Origin of the sequence: Erysipelatoclostridium sp. An15 (assembly GCF_002160675.1) — a bacterium.
GTDB classification, from domain to species: domain Bacteria; phylum Bacillota_I; class Bacilli_A; order Erysipelotrichales; family Coprobacillaceae; genus Thomasclavelia; species Thomasclavelia merdavium.
This window is the reverse complement of sequence record NZ_NFLA01000001.1, coordinates 35,499-54,547: the sequence shown is the minus strand read 5'-3', so window position 1 is coordinate 54,547 and position 19,049 is coordinate 35,499. Positions and strand designations below refer to the sequence as shown.

Genomic DNA, 19,049 nt, shown 5'->3' with positions numbered 1-19,049 from the left:
TTAAAAATGACAACTAAGAAAATTATTTATCCAGTAAATATATTGCAAATTCAATCGCTAAATCAACAATAGTATTTTTTTGATCAATTTTTTCTTCGTTATCCAAACTGCGCAGTTCATAATTTTCACTACCAAGATTATCTGCACTATAAAAAAACTGTGTTATTTCATAATCTCTAAATTTGGCTAAAGCTGCTATAGCTGAACATTCCATATCAACACATATACATCCTTGCTCTTTGCGGATCTTAACTTTATTTACTGTTTCTCGATAAATAGCATCATTGCTCCAAACCTTTCCAACAGTATAATTAATCTTTTTCATCTTTAAAAATGCAAGTAAGTCATCGAATTGCTTAACATTAACAGCTATTTCATGACCAGCTTTTACATAATGATAACTAGTCCCTTCATCTCTAATTGCAATGTTCGGTACAATAATTGAACAATCTTTAATATTAGCATCTAATACTCCACAAGTTCCAAAAACAACAAGTTTTTCAACCCCTAAAGCAAATAATTCTTCATATTCACAAACTAACGTAGGTGCTCCTACCTGGGCCATAATTAAACCAATTTCATAAGTACCAATTTTAAGACAGTAAAATGGTAATTTGCCATTAGCACTTTTCAAATAAGCAACAACATGATGCGGATATTTTTTTAAAGCATTTTCAATTAAATTATTAGCAAAAACACTAACTGCAATTTTAGGACAATAATTAATTTTTTCAACAATATCAGCAGGATTGAAAATAGCTTGAGGATTGTCATCAAAAGTATATTTATCCATTTTTTTACTCCTAAATATTATTTATTAAAATTCATTTTATACAATGTTGCATATTGCCCATTTTTAGCCATCAATTCTTCATGTGTTCCTTGTTCTACAATTCCTTCAGGTGAAAGTACACAAATTCGTTTAGCATTTTTGATTGTTGATAGACGATGAGCAATAACTAAAGTAGTTCGATTTTTAGCTAATGACTCTAAAGATTTTTGAACAATATATTCACTTTCATTATCAAGAGCACTAGTAGCTTCGTCAAAAATTAAAATAGGTGGATTTTTTAAAAATACTCGAGCTATACTTAAACGCTGTTTTTGACCACCAGATAACTTAACGCCACGTTGACCGCAATCTGTATAATAACCATCAGGTAATTCCATGATAAAATCATGAGCATTAGCTTTTTTAGCTGCTGCAATAACTTCTTCATCACTAGCATCATTACGTCCATAACGAATATTATCTAAAATTGTACCAGCAAATAAATAAACATCTTGTTGGACAATACCAATATTTTGTCGCAATGAATTTAGTTTGATATCTTTTATATTTTGATCATCGATTAAAATATTTCCAGCACTAACTTCATAAAAACGCGGTAATAAAGAACAAATAGTCGTTTTACCAGCTCCCGACATTCCTACTAAAGCCACATATTCACCAGGCTCGATTTTTAGATTTATATCCTTTAAAATATAATCACTATTTTCATTATATCGAAAATCAACATGCTGATATTCAATCTTCCCTTTGACATTTGTTAAATCTTTAGCATCTTTAGAATCTGTTATATCTGGTTCGATTTCTAAAATTTCCATAAAACGTTCAAAACCAGTAATTCCATCTTGGAACTGTTCAGTAAAGTTAATAAATTTCTTTACTGGATCGATAAGATTATTTACATAAAGTAAAAAAGCAATTAAATCAGGTGTCGTCAAAGTTTCTTTAGAAATAAAAATAGCTCCAAAGAATACTGCTACAACTGTAATCATACTAGTAAAAGCACCAAGACCTGAATGGAATCTTCCCATATAATAGTAACTATTACGTTTGCTTTTTACATAACGATTGTTTTCGTGATGAAATCGATCAATTTCATAATCTTCATTACTAAAACTTTTTACAACCCTGATTCCCGATAAATTATCTTCTAAACGCGCATTAATATCACCAACACGTTGTTTATTTTTTTTATAAGCTTTTTTCATCTTTTTATTATAATAAATAATAAAAGCTCCCATGACTGGTATAAAAGCAAAAATAATCAGTGTTAATTTTAAATTAATTGTTGCTAAAATGATAAAAGCCCCAAAAAACTTAATTAGCGATATTACAATATCTTCAGGACCATGATGATATAATTCAGTTAATGAAAATAAATCATTTGTAAGTCGAGACATCAATTGTCCGGTTTTTTGTTCATCATAAAAACTAAAAGACAATTTTTGATAATGTAAAAAAAGCTCATTTCGTAAGTCACGTTCCATCAATACACCCATTACATGGCCTTGATAAGCAATAAAATAATTACATAAATACTCAATAACAACTAGAACAACCATTATTAATCCTAATTTATAGATAATCATAATATCAAAATTAGCATCTATTAAAACCGTCCCTGTAATATATCTAGTAATCATTGGAAAAACTAAGGTTACTCCAGCACCAACGATTGCACAAAACATATCAGCCAAAAACAGTTTCCAATATGGTCGATAATACGATAAAAACTTCTTTGTCCTTGCAGACATTACCTATCCCCCCTAATACTTTATCTATAATACCATAAATAAAATTATTTTTTAACAATAAGTAATTCTCCAATAACTAATTGTTAAGATTACGTTAAGCTAATTTACATCTTCTTAATGTTTATATATTATGACATTATATAGGGGTGTGATCATATGACTTTAGCAAATATTAACTGGCCTTATATTATAGCTGGTTTAGGCTTATTCCTTTTTGGAATCCAGTATATGGGAGAAGGATTAAAAAAATATTCTGGTGATAAATTAAAAAATATAATTGATAAATACACTTCTAATCAATTTAAAAGTATTATTATTGGTGCTTTTGTCACTTGTTTAATTCAGTCAAGTTCGGGAACTACTGCTCTTACAATTGGATTAATTCGCTCAGGGTTGATGAGTTTCAAACAATCAATCGGTATTATTATGGGAGCTAACATTGGTACAATTATTACTTCTGTTTTTGTTGGTTCTAGGTTATCACAATACTCAGTTTATTTTATTATTTTTGGCGCTATCTTTTTATTATTTTCTAAAAGTAAAAAACCAGCTTATTTAGGACAAGTTATTTTTGGATTTGGATGTTTATTTTATGGATTAGAACTAATGGGTAATAATCTAGCGAATATCTCAGAAATATCAGAATTTTCCCAGATTACTAGCTATTTAGTTAAAAATCCTTTACTAGGATTACTTGGTGGTATTATTCTTACAGCAATTGTACAATCATCCGCTGCTATTATTGCCATTATCCAGCAAATGTATGCTATTAAAGCTATTAATCTAACTATTGCTTTACCATTTTTATTTGGAAGTAATATTGGTACAACAATTACTGCAGTAATCGCTTCAATTGGCGGTAATATTTCCGCTAAAAGAGCAGCCTTTTTCCACGTTTTTTTCAACATCGTTGGTGCAATAATTTTTATGCTCTTTTTAAATCCATTTACAAGTTTAATTGAAACTATTACAGCAGCATTTAATATATCAGCTAAATTACAATTATCGTTAGCTCATGCAATTTTTAATATCATAACAACTTTGATTTTTTATCCATTTATTCCAATAATTTATAAATACATTAAAAAAATTATAAAATCACGAAATAAAGAGATTGAACCAGATTTAAGTGAATTAGACCCTAATGTAATAGGAATTTTTCCAAGTCATGCTTTAGCAATATCTAAAAATAAAACTATTGAAATGGCTAAAATTACAGCTCTTGGCGTTAAGGAAACCAAAAATTATTTTCAAACCAAAAATCCGGATATTAAAAACAAGATCTTTGAAATCGAAGATACTATTAATACTTTAGACAAGAAAATAACTGATTATCTTATACTAATTAATCAAGAAACACTAAACGATCATCAAACGATCGAATATATTGCCAATATGAAAACAATCAAGGATTTAGAACGAATTGGTGATTTATGTATTAATATGACTAATTATTATGAAGCCATTTATGATGAAAAAGAAGATTTTTCTCTTGAAGCACGAATTGATTTAGAAACAATGATGAATCTAGTTATTGATATGCTTGAACATAGTATTAAATCTTTTGAAAATCATGAATTTGATGATATCAAATATATCAACGATAAAGAATCTGACTTAGACTATTTCAATAAAAAAGCTAAACAGCGCCATATTATGCGTGTTACTAATAAAATCGAAAAATCAGCATTAGTAAATTCTACTTACGTTGATATTCTTGCAAATATTGAAAGAATTGGTGATCATTGTCAAAATATTGCACAATCATACTTATTAGATGAAGGTTTTTAGTTCTATAAAGATAAACCTGACACGGTTTATCTTTATTATTTTGTCAAGAAATGTTATCCTATTATTAGATTATTTTTAAAGGAGTATACAATGAAACTACATTTAACAAATTATGATCCTAGTGAATATTTGATTTTCCAGGATTTCTTAAACAATCTTTCAAAAAAAGGTTACAATTGTAAAAATGTTGATATTTTCACATTTTTTAAAAAAGATAATCAACAATACTATTACAAAACTGATCTTTTTGTACCAAGTAATAAAAACATTAGTCTACGCCGTTTAAAAGAACAATGGTTAAATGATTATATTGATAATGGTTATGAATATGTTGGTCGAACAAGAAAAATATATGTTTTTAGATCTAAAAAGAAAAATGATTATACTGGTACTGAAAAAGAATTGTTGACTAATTACTTTAAAAGAAACAGAACTTTTATGAACTTTGTATTCATATTTTTAGCTGTTTTATTTTCATATTTATTTATTCCTAATGTTTTTACTAATCTTAATCCTAGTGAATTTGTAAGTAATGGATCAATAATTTTACATTATGTACCATTATTACTATGTATTAGTTTATTATGTCGTTTTATGTTTCACTATTTAGCAACAGAGGTATTAAAAAGTAAGTTTAAACGAAAAATAAATATTATCAATAATAAAACTTTTGTTTTTAATAACTGGCTTTTTATTATTTCTATTGTTTTAATTGTTGTTGGTCTAGGTTTAGATTATTTTGAAAGAAAAAATGAACCTGTTAACGACGAAATTATCTCTTTAGCTGATTTAGGTTATCCTGGTGATCAAAAAACTTATGATACTTGCATCACTAGCAGCAGTTTTTTAATCGATAATTCAGTAAGTTATAGTGAAACTAATGGTGAAGAAGTTATTAAAGTTAATTATTATCAATATAGCGATAAGTCTAAAGCTACCCAAGGATTAGAAAACTATCAATCAAGCATCAATTATAGTTTTAAAAAAGAAATATCTAACGGATATCTTTTAGGTGAAGGCGAAGAAGAAATCTATAATGTTATTGTATTTGTAAAAGATAACCAGTTAATTGTTTTACAAAGTAATTTGGATTTACTTGCTAATAATCTTTATGAAACTGTTATTGAAAAAGCATAATAGTTTTGTTAATTCTATACTTATAAAAAAACAAGGCCGAATCAGCCTTGTTTTTATAGTTTTATCAACAATTTTACAATCTCATCGATTTTTTGATCAGCGTCGTGTTCATTAATTGCGTTTTTTACACAATGATTTAAATGATTAGTCAACACTTCATTATTAGCATTTTTAATTAGTGATTGAATTGCTAGTAATTGATTAGCGATATCAATGCAATAACGATCCTCTTCAATCATTTTGATTACTGCATCAATTTGCCCACGAGCTGTTTTTAACCTTAATAGCACTTTTTCATTAGACATTTTTAATTCCTACTACCTTATACCCTGCTTTTTCAACAGCACTTGTCAAAGTTTGATCATCTTGAATAGTTTCAACAGTAGCCATATTGTTTTCTAAATCAACAATAGCACTTGTTTCTGGTAAACCATTTAAAGCATCTAATACATGTTTTTGACAATGTTGACACATCATTCCTTCAATTTTAATTTCTTTTTTCATTTTCTTATTCTCCTTTAAATAATATGGTTTAAATCTTTTTAATCTTAATGCATTACTTACAACACAAACTGATGAAAGTGACATACATAGAGATCCAATCATAGCATCTAAACGAATTCCAAATGATAAATAGAAAACCCCTGCTGCAATCGGAATTCCAATTACGTTATAGATAAATGCCCAGAATAGATTTTCTTTAATATTTTTAATAGTTCGTTTAGAAAGCTCTAATGAAGATACAATATCACGAATATCATCTTTCATTAAAATTACATCAGCTGCATCAATAGCAATATCATTTCCTTTTCCAATAGCAACTCCAACATCACTACGAACTAAAGCGGGAGCATCATTGATTCCATCTCCTACCATTAAAACATGATTTCCATCCTCTTGCAATTTTTTAATTACATTTTCTTTATCTTGTGGTAACACTTCAGCAATAACTTCATCTAATCCTAATTTTTTATTTATTGCTTGAGCAGTACCTTTTAAATCACCAGTTAACATAACTGTTTTAATATTCATTTCTTTTAATCTTTCAATTGCCTGACGACTAGTTTCTTTGATATCATCAAAAATACTTACTAAACCAATAACCCTATCTTTTTGAGCTAAGAATACTAGTGTTTTTCCTTGATTTAAATAATCATCTACTTTTTCTTGATAATTAGATAAATCCAAGTTAGCTTCTTTGATCATTCTTAAATTACCAACCAAATATTCCTGATCATCAATTTTTCCTTGAATACCTAAACCGCTTAATGATTTAAATTCAGTTGTTTCTTTTAATTCTAATTGCATCAAGTTAGCTTTTTCAATAAACGCATTAGCTAAAACATGGCTTGATCCTTTTTCTAAAGAAGCAATTATTTTAATTACTTCACTATTGCTTAAACAATCACTATAAATATCGCTTACTTGAGCCATTCCTTTTGTCAATGTTCCAGTTTTATCAAAGACAACGACATCAACAGTATTTTCATTTTCAAGTACTTCTGCACTTTTTATTAAAATACCATTACTTGCCCCAACTCCGGTAGCTACCATAATAGCAACTGGAGTGGCTAAACCTAATGCACATGGACAAGAAATTACCAGAACGGCAATCGCACTAGTAATGGCAAAGTTTAATCCCATCCCTGCTATTAACCAGCCAACAAAAGTTATTAAAGAAATTAAAATAACTCCTGGTACAAAATATTTTACCACCTTATCAATTGTTCTAGTCATCGGTGCTTTAGAACTTGATGCTTCTTCAACAAGTTCAATAATTTTTGCTAATGTACTATCTTCAACGGTCTTAGTAACTTGATAAATAAAGGAACCTTGTAAGTTATTAGTTCCGCCAATAACTAAACTATCTACTTCTTTTTCTACTGGTAAACTTTCACCTGTAATCATCGATTCATCAACAGAACTAAAGCCTTGAACTATCTTACCATCAACAGGTATTGTTTCATTTGCTTTTACTAAAACCTGATCATTAATTTTTAACTCAGAAATCTTAACAATTTCTTCTTTACCATCAACTATTCGTCGTGCTACTTCCGGTGCTAATTCTAATAATTTACTAATTGCATCAGTTGTCTTTTTCTTTGACTTAGCTTCTAGATATTTTCCAAAACTAATTAAAGTAACAATCATCCCTGCTGATTCAAAATAAACATTATGAACTAGATGAGCTGTATCCATTACACCAGTTAAAGCTAAAAACAATGAATAAAAACTATAAACAATCGAAGCCCCAGCTCCTAAAGCAATTAAAGAATCCATAGTTGGATCTAAATGAAATAAATTTTTAAATCCATTAATATAATAATTTCGCTTAATAATAACAATTGGTATTAAAAAAATTATTTGCAAAGCAATATTTACATAGGGATTTTCTCTAACAATACTAGGAATTGGATAATTGAACATCGAAGACATCGATACATACATCAATAATCCAAGAGCAATAAAACAATAAATCAATTGCTTTTTTAAGTCCTTAAGATCATCATTATCAATTAATGTATCATCAAAATTACTTGCCTGATACCCACCATCACTTACCGCTTTAAAAATCATTGCATCATTAACTTTAGTTTCATCAAATTCCACGGTCATAGAATTTGTAAGCAGATTAACTTCTACATTATCAACACCTGGAATTTTAGCAACACTATTATGAACATGATTTTCACATGCAGAACATGTCATACCTTTAACACTATATTTCTGTTTCATACTTCCTCCTAACCCCCCCTCCATAGGGGGTACGGTTATAGTATATAACATTAATTCGTTTTTTTCAAGCAATATGAAAAAACTATTACCAAAGTAATAGTTAATAAAATTTACAGATTTCAGCTACTGTCTTTCGTTTAGGCCGAGCCGGTTCAATATCTGGCAGTCCTAAAGCAATTACTGATACGATTATTTCATTATCAGATATCTCCAATATATCTCTTATTTTTTTAGCATCACGAATTCCCATGATCAAAGTTCCTAATCCTAAATCTGTTGCTTTTAATATTAGATTTTGATTATGTAAACCTAAATCATAAATACCCCAGCCGTTTTCTAATTCATTAGTGCTGCTGCCATCACGTCCAAATCCAGCCCGATTTTTTATAAAAGTTGTTACAATCAATACTGGTGCATCTTGGCAATTTTCTTGATTAAATGGTGGTAAACATTCTTTTTTGATTTTAGCTAATAATTCAGGTGATGTGATAACATGATATCTAGCAGTCTGACTATTTTTCCATGAGGGTGCTTCTATTCCGGCTTGAATAATTGTTTCAATAGTTTTTTTATCGATACTAGTATTTTTGTATTTACGAATACTACGACGCTTATTAATCACTTGATCTAATGTCATTGTAATTTGCCTCCTATCTTTATAATTCCTTTAATTATATTATAACAGATAAATTTATCTAAAAACTAATCTACAACCTAAAAACAGCACAAATACTGATATTTTTCAAATTAATAGACTTTGTCTATTTAAAAATTTATATCAATCTCTGTGCTGTTTATCATTAATTATAATTTACTTATTTATTATTTATTTAATTGAATCATTAAATCACAAATCTTATTTGAAAACTCAACCGGATTATCAATTGAGAAACCTTCGATTAATAAAGCTTGATCATATAAAATGCTTGCATAATCATTAATTTTTTCCGGATTATTTTCATAAACCTTTTTCATAGCATTAAAGATATCATGATTTGGATTAATTTCTAAGATTCTTCCCGCTTTAATTCCTTGTGCTTGTCCATCAGGCATTTGACTTAATACTTTTTCCATTTCAAAAGAAACACCTTCACTAGATACTAAGCATACTGGGTGAGTTTTTAAACGTGCTGAAACTTTGACATCAACAACTTTATCACCTAAAGAATCTTTAATAGCTGTTAATAAATCTTTGTTTTCTTCATTAGTTTTTTCTAATTCTTTCTTTTCTTCTTCACTTTCAATGTCTAAATCACCTTGGGCAACACTCTTGAATGGTTTTTCTTTATAATCACGCATCATTTGGAAACAGAATTCATCAACATTATCTATTAAGTATAAAACGTCGAATCCTTTATCTTTTACTACTTCAACTTGTGGTAATGTAGCAATCTTGTCTAATGTTTCACCGCTGGCAAAATAAATTTCTTTTTGATTTTCTGGCATCTTTTCAACATATTCAGCTAAAGTAATATATTTTTCTTCTTTACTAGAATAATATAGTAATAAATCTTGTAATTTTTCTTTTAACATTCCATAACTGTTGTAAATACCAAATTTTAATTGTAAACCAAAGTTATCAAAGAATTCTAAATATTTATCACGATCGTTTTTCAACATATTTTCTAATTCAGATTGAATTTTCTTTTCAATCTTATCAGCAATAACTTTTAATTGACGATCATGTTGTAACATTTCTCTTGAAATGTTTAATGATAAATCTTCAGAATCAACTAACCCTTTAACAAATCTAAAATGTTCAGGTACTAATTCACTAGCTTTATCCATGATAAAGACACCTTTAGAATATAGTTGTAATCCTTTTTCATAATCATTTGAATAATAGTTCATTGGTGCTTTAGAAGGGATAAATAGTAATGCATCATATGATACCGTTCCTTCAACACGGCTATGAATTACTTTTAATGGATCATTAAAATCATTAAATTTATCTTTATAGAAATCATTATATTCTTCATCAGTGATTTCTCGTTTATTTCTTTTCCATAAAGGAACCATTGAGTTCAATGTTTTATTTTCTACTACATCTTCATATTCATCACTATCTTCTTTTTTCTTAGAAACAGTCATATCCATAACAATAGGATAATGTACATAGTCAGAATATTTTTTAACTAAGCTTTGTAAATGATATTGATCTAAATATTCATCATAATTTTCATCATCAGTGTTATCTTTTAAATATAGTTTAATTGTTGTTCCATGATCACCAACATTAGTTTCAAAAATTTCATATCCGTCTGTTACTTCTGAAACCCAAGTATATCCTTGATCAGTTCCGTATTTTTTAGAAATTACTTCCACTTTTTTAGCTACCATAAAAGCTGCATAAAATCCAACCCCGAATTGACCAATAATATCAATATCATCATGTTCAACTTCGTTTTTAAAATCAAAAGAACCACTATTAGCAATTGTACCTAAATGAGTTTCTAACTCATCTTTATCCATCCCAATACCATGATCTTTGATCGTTAAAATACGATTATCTTTATCTACAGACAATTCAATTTTTAAATCTTCACGATTAATTGAAGAAATATTTTCTGTTAAAGCTTTATAGTAAAGTTTATCACTTGCATCACTAGCATTAGAAATCAACTCTCTTAAAAATATTTCTTTATGTGTATAAATAGAATTAATCATTAAATCTAATAATCTTTTTGATTCTGCTTTAAATTGTTTTTTTTCTGCCATATTTATCTACATCTCCATTCTTTAGCACTCTCTAAACTTCTGTGCTAAAGATATTCTAATACAAGGCTTTAGCACTGTCAAGTAAAAAGTGCCAAAAATAAAAATAGGCCAAATATTTTAAAGCCTATTTAAAATTATTAGATTAAACCTAATTTAATAAATTCATCATAAACACCATCATTTTCAACACTTAAACAAATCCGATCAGCTATTTTCTTTAACTCCAAACTGCCATTTTCCATAACTACACCACAGTCTACCGTTTTGATCATATCATAATCATTCATACTATCTCCAAAACCAATCGTATCTTTAATATCCATTTGTAAGTATTCAATAGCATGTTTAATTCCTGTACCTTTATTGTCAGTTTTAGAAATTATTTCACCATTTAAATTTGTATTTCCTAAATCATGTAGAATAAAAATAACATCGTCATCTAATTCTTTTTTCGCCGCTAAAAAATCATCTTTATTTCTTGCCACAAAAGATATCTTATGAACACCTAAACCATCATAGCTATTCATATCGTGAGCATTAAATTTTTCATTGTGTTCAGCTATAATTCGTTCCATCTCTGAATTAGTGATATCTTCTTGATCAAGTTTAGCGAATAATTCAATCATTTTTTTAGACATATAAGTTATATTAGTACATTCATAATTATAAACAATATTATTTTCATCAAAAACTTTCGTAACTTTTTTAACTAAATCATTTGAAAAGAAACAACAATGAACGACATGACCATCAATTTCAACATAACTACCAGCACTAGTAATAATCCCATCAAAATTTACTTCTTTTAACTCCTGGTTGATCCCTGCTTTATTTCTACCAGTACAAATGAAAATTTTATGACCATTTTTTCTTGCTTGATTAATAGCTTCTTTAACTTTAGGACTAATTGTTTGATGATTAGCAACAATTGTTCCATCAACATCTAAAAATACTGCTTTTTTATTCATTTCTTTAACCCCCATAGCTAATATAATAACTGTTTTTTAATTATTTTTCTATCATTAGATAATAAAAAAGTGGAAAGCTGCTACTTTCCACGATCTTGATAATATTGTTCAATTAAATTAGGATCTTCATGACAGGTGATATTGCAAGAATTACAATTACCACCACAACTAAATTTACCATTGCGTTTATTACGGTAAATAGATCGAATCGCTAACAAAACAGCTAGTAAAACTATTAAAGCAACAATTATTGTAGCTAAATTTTCAACAACCCATGTCATGATAATCACCTCTATTAATATTTTGTACTATACCATGACATTTCTTTATCAGTCAACATCTTTATATTTTTCACTACTAATATTCAACATGATATCCACTTTTTTCAATAACCTGATATAATTCTTTTTTATCTATAGGACGATCGTATGAAATGACTGCTTCTTGCAAGTCTAAATCAACTTTTGCACTTGCGCCTTCAATTGAATTAATCGCATTTGTAACTTTATTTACACAATTTTGACAGTGCATCCCCGTGATTTTTAAAGTTATTTTACCAATGATTGGAGAACTTAAAACCTTTTTATCAGGTGCTAAACTTTCATGACTGCCTCCACAACATGAGCCTTCACCTTTAAAATGTTTGATTGATCCTTTTAAAGCTGCACCTAATAAAATAACTACTATTATAATAATAATGATATCAACCATTACGATCCCTTCTTTCTTGAAATTTCAAATCACGCCGTTTATTCAATAACTTTTTAATTTGTTGCAAGATCAAATAAATACTCATACCAACAATATAAACGACTATGACTAATGCAAACATGATAAACATTGAATCTGTCAAATGTCCCATTATCTATTCTCCTTTTCTTGAGCCTTATTGGCAAAATAAATATCTTTTAAATTACTAAGATCGTTACAACCACTGCAGCCAGCACAAATACCGTTACATCCATTAGTATTAGCTTTCTTCTTTTTATGTTGTTGAACAATAACAAATATACAATAGCCAATTATGATTAATAAAATAAATAGATCTATCATTTTTAAAATCTCCTTTTTATATAGGAAAACTGGACACATAGTATCCAGTTTTTTAATTATGAATTTACCTGTACTGAACGTCTTGAATAAACTTTAGTATCTTTATATGGATCAGGTCTAAATAACAAGAATAATATAATCGCTAATAAAACAAAGGCAATTGCTGTCCATAATCCAAATGTTCCATAAATGATAAATGTGCCAATTTGATAAATACATAAGCATACGACATATGCAAAGACATTTTGGAAAATAATCGCAAACCAGAACCATTTTCTTGATTGCATTTGTTGAGCCATTGTTGCAATAGCTGCCAAACATGGTGAATCTAATAAGTTAAAAACTAAGAATGAAAATGCTGCTAAACTAGTTGGGAACCAGGCAGCTACACCTTGAGCAACGTTAACGGCATCTTCAACATCACCTGCAACATTAGCTAAAACTCCCATTGTTGAAACGATTGCTTCTTTTGCTGTAAATCCAGAAAGCGCTGCAGCTACTGCTTGCCAGTTTCCAAATCCAAGTGGAGCAAAAATTGGAGCTACAAATCCACCGATAAGAGCTAATAAACTATCACTGCTTTCTTCAACCATGCCAAATGAACCATCAACAAAACCAAATCCACCTAAAAACCACATTACAACGCAAGCTAAGAATAAAATTGTTCCGGCTTTAATAATGAATCCTTTTAATCTTTCCCAAACATGTAATAAAACAGTTTTGGCAGAAGGAATATGGTATTGTGGTAATTCCATAACAAATGGAGCTGGCTTACCAGAGAATGGTTTAGTTTTCTTTAAAATAATTGCCGCTACTAAAACCGCAACAATTCCCATAAAATACATCAATGGTGCAATAATTGAGCTTTCAGTATATCCCGCAACTTCACCAGCGATAACACCACCCATTAGAGCAATAACAGGAAGTTTAGCACCACAAGGAATAAATGTTGCTGTCATAATCGTTAAACGACGATCATTATCTTGTTCAATTGTTTTAGAAGCCATAATACCTGGGATTCCGCATCCTGAAGAAATCAACAGAGGAATAAAACTTTTTCCCGATAAACCAAAATGTCTAAACACACGGTCCATAACAAATGCGATACGAACCATATAACCACAATCTTCTAAGATTGATAGGAATAAAAATAAAATTGCCATCTGTGGTACAAAACCAAGAACTGCTCCTAAACCACCAATAATTCCATCTACAACCAGTCCTTGAACTACATCGCCAGTTCCAATGCTAGATAAAAATCCCCCAACTGCATCTTGAATAGCAACAACAAAGACGTCATTGGTCCAATCTGTGACATAAGTTCCAATTGTAGTAACTGAAATATAATATACAACAAACATTACCACAATAAAGATTGGAATACCTAAAATACGGTTAGTTACGATTTTATCAATTTTATCAGAAATAGTTAATTTATTGCCACTTTTTTTAACAGTAGTAGAAATTATTTTTTGAATAAATTGATAACGTTCATCTGTAACAATACTTTCCATATCATCATCTTGTTTATTTTCAATATTTTCACGTAACTGATCAATTGCTGTTGTATCACTATGAGTAATTGATAAACTTTCAACAACTTTGCTATCATTTTCTAATAACTTAATTGCATACCATCTTTTTTTATCATCACTAATAGAAGATGGTAATCTTGTTTCAACTTCACCAATTGCTTTTTCTAATTCATTAGAAAAAATATCTTTTGGTAACGAAACTTCTTTTTTATTGGCAACTTTAACAGCTTCATCAACTAGTGCATCTAAACCAGTTTGTTTTAAGGCTGATGTTTCAATAATAGGACAATTCAATAGCATTGAAAGTCTTTTAGTATCGATTTTGATATTTCTTTTTTCTAATAAATCAGCCATATTTAACGCAATTACTACCGGAACACCGGTTTCAATTAATTGAGTTGTTAAATATAGATTTCTTTCAATATTCGTTGCATCAACTAAATCAATGATCACATCAGGATTTTCCTTTAAAATATAATCACGACTAACAACTTCTTCTAGTGTATATGGCGAAAGAGAATAAATCCCTGGTAAGTCTGTAATAATAATGTCTTCGTTTTTTCTCTTTCCTTTTAATCTTCCTTCTTTTTTCTCTACAGTAACCCCAGGCCAGTTTCCAACGTATTGATTTGCTCCAGTAAGAGCATTAAACATCGTTGTTTTACCACAATTAGGGTTACCAGCAAGAGCAATTTTAATACTCATATTTACATACCTCCCCTATTTTACTTGCACACATTGAGCATCATGTTTTCTTACTGATAATTCATATCCTCTAACAGTAATCTCAACTGGATCACCTAAAGGAGCAACTTTTCTAATGTATAGTGCAGTTCCTTTGGTAATTCCCATATCCATGATTCTACGCTTATATGCACTATCCCCATCTATTTTAGTAACAGTAACAGTACTTCCAACTTTTGCTTCACTTAAATTCATCGCAACCTCTCCTTCCTATCAAAAAATTCAAATAATACCTATACCATAATATGGCGGGCCATATCCTGGTTAATTGCAATCCTTGAATCTTTAATATTAACAATTACATTGCCACCAATTGTCGATAAAACCGTCACTTCACTGCCAGCGACAAAACCTAAATTTTCTAAAAATCGTCTTGTTTCTTCGTTTCCACCAATTTTACGAATTTTATTAACTTCACCGACATTTACCATTGTTAAAGGCATCATTCTCACTTCCTCACTTTTCATGTTAGCTCCGTCTAACTAAACTATATGTTATACTCACCTAACTTAAATGTCAATACTTTACCACGAAAAAGTTAAATAAATCTAACTATAAAAGTAAAAAAACTAAGAGGATTATCCTCTTAGTCTAAATCTTCACCATTAGATTCAAATGCTTTTTTAACCCATTGATATGATTTTTTAGGAATGCGTTTTAAATCTCTTAAATCTTTATTAGTTCTATTTACATAAACAAAACCATATCGTTTATCCATATTACACATACTTGCTAAAATATCAATTGGTCCCCATGTAATATAACCTAAGCATTCTACTCCTTCTTCAAAGATTGCATTTTTCATTTCTTTAATATGATCTCTATGATAATTAATACGATAATCATCTTCAATTGTTTTACCAGCTGCAAGCATAGCATCTACTTCTTCTTGAGTCATATCTTCACGCCAACCAATACCGTTTTCAAGAATGAATACTGGTAAACCACTACGATTATATAAATCGTTCATTGTCCATCTTAATCCTTGAGGATCAATTTCCCAACCCCATTCATTTGCTTCACAATGAGGATTTTTAACAACATGTTCACCAACTACTTCATGGTATGGACGTTTATAATCAAATTCACCTTCAGTAATTGTATTTGAACGATAATAACTAAATGCGATATAATCAACAGTATATTTTAATAATTCTTCATCTTCTTCTTCAAATTTAGGCATCCAACCACGATTTGTTAAGTAAGCTACCATATAATCAGGATATTTTCCTTTTGAGAATACATCAGTATGGAAACCATTCATATATTGATATGCTTGCCAAGCAAATAAATTATTTTTTGGTGTATTTGAATATGGATAGATATTAGTTACTGCACTCATACCACAGAATTTAGCATCAGGTTGCATATTTCTTAATGCTCTAACTGCTTTACAATGAGCAATAAATACATTATGGTTTACTTGATATAAATGTTTAGCTGGATCAACACCTTCAGGAATTTCTTCAGCATTTGAAACACGTAACATCATTGCATGTAAATTTTGTTCATTAAATGACATCCAGTGTTTTACACGATCACCAAATCTTTCAATACAAACTTTAGCATATCTTTCAAAACAATCAACAACATATCTTGAAGCAAAACCATTATATTCTTTAACTAAATGATAAGGCATATCAAAATGAACTAAAGTAATCATTGGTTCAATTCCTGCAGCCAATAATTTGTCAATTAACTCATTATAGAATTTTACCCCTTCTTCATTAACTGGTTCATCTAATGTTCCATTAGGGATTATTCTTGACCAGCAAATTGAAAAACGATAAAAATTAAATCCCATATCTTTCATTAAAGCAATATCTTCATCATAACGATGATATTCGTCGATAGCAACTGACCAATCTGAAAATTCTGGATTCATTGGTCTAACGTCGTATACACAAACTCCCTTGCCACCTTCATTACGAGCACCTTCAGTTTGAAAACTTGAAACTGAACCACCCCAATAAAAATTATCTGGTAATTTTCTTTCCACGTTTACTTCCTCCTTATTACCTATTATTTATTTTATAAAAAATAAAAAAAAGAGTAAACATGATTAAAACAAATTATAATAACGTTTCACAATTAGTCTATATTTATTTAATATTATGAAACTTATTTTCATTTTTACAAAAATAAAAAGATTCCCAAAATGGAAATCTTATTCAAATTCATTAGTTCTTGCTACTTCTCTAATCCAAGAAGCTGATTTCTTTTCTTTACGTTTATAACCATCATCTAAGCATACGCGAACAAATCCATAACGGTTTTTAAATGCATTACACCAAGACCAGTTATCAATAGCTCCCCAATAATGATATCCTAAACAATTTGCACCATCTTCAATAGATTTTGCAATCCATTCTAAATGATCTCTTACAAATTCAATACGATAATCATCTTGGATCACACCATTTTCATCCATGAATTTTTCTTCACCTTCAACACCCATTCCATTTTCAGAAATAAAGAAAGGTAAATCAGGACATTCTTTTTTGATTTTCATACCAAAATCATAAATTCCTTTTGGATAAATTTCCCATCCACGGTGTACATTCATTTTTCTTTCTGGCCAGATATATGGTTTTGCAATACAAGGTAATCCATTTTCATCAAATTTAGAATCAGGAGCTTGTACTCTAGTAGGTTGATAATAGTTAAATCCTAACCAATCAACTTTACCTTGTGCTAAAATTGCTTCATCACCAACACGACGATTAATTTTTATTTTCCAATCATTTTCAACTGTATCTAATACATCTTCTGGTAAATGTCCATGAGCAACAACATCTAACCACCAGCGATTGTGTAATCCATCAGTCATCCTAACTGCTTCTAAATCTTCTGGAGTTGGATTTTCTTTTGTATATGGTGGAGCAAAACAGTTGATCATACCAATCTTAGCATCCGCCATTAATTTTCCTTCTTCTTTTAATTGTCTAAAATTCATAACCGCTAAACAGTGAGCTAAAGTTATATTATATTGAACATTGATTGATTGTTTAAAATCTTTTACATATGGATACCATACCCCATGTAAAAATTGTTGTTCTGGTTCAACGATTGGTTCATTAAAAGTAAACCAGTATTTAATTTTATGACCAAATTCTTCCATTGCTTTCTTTACAAAATTTGCATAAGCTTCAACAACTTCACGATTTTGCCAACCACCACGTTTAACTAAATATTCAGGCATATCAAAATGATACATGTTCATGAAGATTTCGATACCATTTTCATGAGCACAATCAATTAATTTATGATACCAGGCAGCACCTTCTGGATTAATATTTCCATCTTGATCTAATAATCTTGTCCATTGCATTGAAGTACGGAAAGATTTGAAATTCATACTTTTTAACAATTTGATATCTTCTTCATATTTGTGATACATATCATTTCCTACATAAGAACCAACATTGTTAAAAAAGGCATTGATTTCTTGATCAGAATACATATCCCAATATGAGCGAAGTCTTCCGCCAACGTTATAACTTCCTTCAGTTTGTGGTCCAGACATTGCTGCACCAAAGAAAAAATCTTTTGGTAATTTTATTGTCATATAGTTCCTCCTTGAAATTCACCACCATTATAAAGATTTTTTTTATTTTGCCAATATTATGGAACACTTTTCTAATTAATTTTCATTTTTTTATCCAATTAGCAATATTTTAAGAAACTTATTTCCATTTTAAAATTTTCTTCTTACAAACTTCATGAAAATATTATAAAAAAATAACTTTAAATAGTTTCATTTTTAAAATATAAAACAATTCTTTTATGAAACTTTCTTTCATGATATAATTTTATCGGTGAT

18 protein-coding genes are annotated in these 19,049 nt (G+C 29.2%); 2 read left to right on the top strand and 16 right to left on the bottom strand.

Annotated elements, in window-relative coordinates:
- Positions 1-22: 22 nt before the first annotated feature.
- The gene (locus tag B5E92_RS00260; RefSeq protein WP_087298407.1) at positions 23-793 is read right to left on the bottom strand and encodes a nucleoside phosphorylase; all 771 of its coding nucleotides are present in this window, start codon (positions 791-793) and stop codon (positions 23-25) included.
- A gap of 17 nt (positions 794-810) precedes the next feature.
- On the bottom strand, positions 811-2,544 hold the full coding sequence (locus B5E92_RS00255; protein WP_087298406.1) for an ABC transporter ATP-binding protein: 1,734 nt from the start codon (positions 2,542-2,544) through the stop codon (positions 811-813).
- Positions 2,545-2,700: 156 nt separating this feature from the next.
- Between B5E92_RS00255 and B5E92_RS00250 the strand changes: the two genes are divergently transcribed.
- On the top strand, positions 2,701-4,335 hold the full coding sequence (locus B5E92_RS00250) for a Na/Pi cotransporter family protein (protein ID WP_087298405.1): 1,635 nt from the start codon (positions 2,701-2,703) through the stop codon (positions 4,333-4,335).
- A 90-nt stretch (positions 4,336-4,425) separates the two neighbouring features.
- Entirely contained in the window at positions 4,426-5,472 is a 1,047-nt protein-coding gene (locus B5E92_RS00245) for a DUF2812 domain-containing protein (protein ID WP_087298404.1), read from the top strand.
- Between the two features lie 53 nt (positions 5,473-5,525).
- Here the strand turns inward: B5E92_RS00245 and B5E92_RS00240 are convergent, their stop codons facing one another.
- The 14 genes from B5E92_RS00240 to B5E92_RS00180 all read right to left on the bottom strand — a co-directional run bounded on the left by B5E92_RS00240 (position 5,526) and on the right by B5E92_RS00180 (position 18,794).
- Complete coding sequence (locus B5E92_RS00240) at positions 5,526-5,777, bottom strand: metal-sensing transcriptional repressor (protein ID WP_087298403.1); 252 nt, start codon at positions 5,775-5,777, stop codon at positions 5,526-5,528.
- Entirely contained in the window at positions 5,770-8,208 is a 2,439-nt protein-coding gene (locus B5E92_RS00235; protein ID WP_087298402.1) for a heavy metal translocating P-type ATPase, read from the bottom strand. Before B5E92_RS00235 ends, B5E92_RS00240 begins: the two co-directional genes overlap by 8 nt.
- A 100-nt stretch (positions 8,209-8,308) precedes the next feature.
- Complete coding sequence (locus B5E92_RS00230; protein ID WP_087298401.1) at positions 8,309-8,845, bottom strand: nitroreductase; 537 nt, start codon at positions 8,843-8,845, stop codon at positions 8,309-8,311.
- A gap of 185 nt (positions 8,846-9,030) precedes the next feature.
- Positions 9,031-10,926, bottom strand: coding sequence for a molecular chaperone HtpG (gene htpG / locus B5E92_RS00225; RefSeq protein ID WP_087298400.1), 1,896 nt, complete (start codon positions 10,924-10,926; stop codon positions 9,031-9,033).
- A gap of 137 nt (positions 10,927-11,063) precedes the next feature.
- Complete coding sequence (locus tag B5E92_RS00220; RefSeq protein WP_087298399.1) at positions 11,064-11,894, bottom strand: Cof-type HAD-IIB family hydrolase; 831 nt, start codon at positions 11,892-11,894, stop codon at positions 11,064-11,066.
- 80 nt (positions 11,895-11,974) lie between these two features.
- Complete coding sequence (locus tag B5E92_RS00215; protein ID WP_087298398.1) at positions 11,975-12,175, bottom strand: FeoB-associated Cys-rich membrane protein; 201 nt, start codon at positions 12,173-12,175, stop codon at positions 11,975-11,977.
- 76 nt (positions 12,176-12,251) lie between these two features.
- Entirely contained in the window at positions 12,252-12,605 is a 354-nt protein-coding gene (locus tag B5E92_RS00210) for a heavy-metal-associated domain-containing protein (RefSeq protein ID WP_087298397.1), read from the bottom strand.
- Positions 12,598-12,756 carry a hypothetical protein gene (locus tag B5E92_RS15435; protein WP_158095173.1) on the bottom strand — a complete coding sequence of 53 codons (159 nt, stop codon included), beginning with the start codon at positions 12,754-12,756 and terminating at the stop codon, positions 12,598-12,600. The genes B5E92_RS00210 and B5E92_RS15435 overlap by 8 nt, the downstream gene beginning before the upstream one ends.
- A complete protein-coding gene (locus B5E92_RS00205) occupies positions 12,756-12,947 on the bottom strand; it encodes a FeoB-associated Cys-rich membrane protein (protein WP_204245213.1) in 192 nt (63 codons plus the stop codon). The genes B5E92_RS15435 and B5E92_RS00205 overlap by 1 nt, the downstream gene beginning before the upstream one ends.
- Before the next feature lie 56 nt (positions 12,948-13,003).
- Positions 13,004-15,187 (bottom strand): ferrous iron transport protein B, encoded by a 2,184-nt coding sequence (gene feoB / locus B5E92_RS00200; protein WP_087298395.1) that lies wholly within the window; start codon positions 15,185-15,187, stop codon positions 13,004-13,006.
- Between the two features lie 15 nt (positions 15,188-15,202).
- Positions 15,203-15,421 (bottom strand): ferrous iron transport protein A, encoded by a 219-nt coding sequence (locus tag B5E92_RS00195; RefSeq protein ID WP_087298394.1) that lies wholly within the window; start codon positions 15,419-15,421, stop codon positions 15,203-15,205.
- Positions 15,422-15,459: 38 nt separating this feature from the next.
- Complete coding sequence (locus tag B5E92_RS00190; protein WP_204215157.1) at positions 15,460-15,672, bottom strand: FeoA family protein; 213 nt, start codon at positions 15,670-15,672, stop codon at positions 15,460-15,462.
- A gap of 140 nt (positions 15,673-15,812) precedes the next feature.
- Complete coding sequence (locus tag B5E92_RS00185; RefSeq protein WP_087298393.1) at positions 15,813-17,225, bottom strand: glycoside hydrolase family 1 protein; 1,413 nt, start codon at positions 17,223-17,225, stop codon at positions 15,813-15,815.
- A 168-nt stretch (positions 17,226-17,393) separates the two neighbouring features.
- Positions 17,394-18,794, bottom strand: a complete 1,401-nt coding sequence (locus B5E92_RS00180; RefSeq protein WP_087298392.1) for a glycoside hydrolase family 1 protein — start codon at positions 18,792-18,794, stop codon at positions 17,394-17,396.
- Positions 18,795-19,049 lie beyond the last annotated feature (255 nt).

Excerpts from the sequence above, each read along its gene's own strand:
- B5E92_RS00255 (WP_087298406.1), bottom strand. The coding sequence starts at position 2,544 with ATGTCTGCAAGGACAAAGAAGTTTTTATCGTATTATCGACCATATTGG.
- B5E92_RS00235 (WP_087298402.1), bottom strand. The coding sequence starts at position 8,208 with ATGAAACAGAAATATAGTGTTAAAGGTATGACATGTTCTGCATGTGAA.
- B5E92_RS00250 (WP_087298405.1), top strand. The coding sequence starts at position 2,701 with ATGACTTTAGCAAATATTAACTGGCCTTATATTATAGCTGGTTTAGGC.
- B5E92_RS15435 (WP_158095173.1), bottom strand. The coding sequence starts at position 12,756 with ATGGGACATTTGACAGATTCAATGTTTATCATGTTTGCATTAGTCATA.
- B5E92_RS00190 (WP_204215157.1), bottom strand. The coding sequence starts at position 15,672 with ATGATGCCTTTAACAATGGTAAATGTCGGTGAAGTTAATAAAATTCGT.
- B5E92_RS00205 (WP_204245213.1), bottom strand. The coding sequence starts at position 12,947 with ATGATAGATCTATTTATTTTATTAATCATAATTGGCTATTGTATATTT.
- B5E92_RS00230 (WP_087298401.1), bottom strand. The coding sequence starts at position 8,845 with ATGACATTAGATCAAGTGATTAATAAGCGTCGTAGTATTCGTAAATAC.
- htpG (WP_087298400.1), bottom strand. The coding sequence starts at position 10,926 with ATGGCAGAAAAAAAACAATTTAAAGCAGAATCAAAAAGATTATTAGAT.
- B5E92_RS00180 (WP_087298392.1), bottom strand. The coding sequence starts at position 18,794 with ATGACAATAAAATTACCAAAAGATTTTTTCTTTGGTGCAGCAATGTCT.
- B5E92_RS00245 (WP_087298404.1), top strand. The coding sequence starts at position 4,426 with ATGAAACTACATTTAACAAATTATGATCCTAGTGAATATTTGATTTTC.
- feoB (WP_087298395.1), bottom strand. The coding sequence starts at position 15,187 with ATGAGTATTAAAATTGCTCTTGCTGGTAACCCTAATTGTGGTAAAACA.
- B5E92_RS00195 (WP_087298394.1), bottom strand. The coding sequence starts at position 15,421 with ATGAATTTAAGTGAAGCAAAAGTTGGAAGTACTGTTACTGTTACTAAA.
- B5E92_RS00215 (WP_087298398.1), bottom strand. The coding sequence starts at position 12,175 with ATGACATGGGTTGTTGAAAATTTAGCTACAATAATTGTTGCTTTAATA.
- B5E92_RS00210 (WP_087298397.1), bottom strand. The coding sequence starts at position 12,605 with ATGGTTGATATCATTATTATTATAATAGTAGTTATTTTATTAGGTGCA.
- B5E92_RS00260 (WP_087298407.1), bottom strand. The coding sequence starts at position 793 with ATGGATAAATATACTTTTGATGACAATCCTCAAGCTATTTTCAATCCT.
- B5E92_RS00220 (WP_087298399.1), bottom strand. The coding sequence starts at position 11,894 with ATGAATAAAAAAGCAGTATTTTTAGATGTTGATGGAACAATTGTTGCT.
- B5E92_RS00240 (WP_087298403.1), bottom strand. The coding sequence starts at position 5,777 with ATGTCTAATGAAAAAGTGCTATTAAGGTTAAAAACAGCTCGTGGGCAA.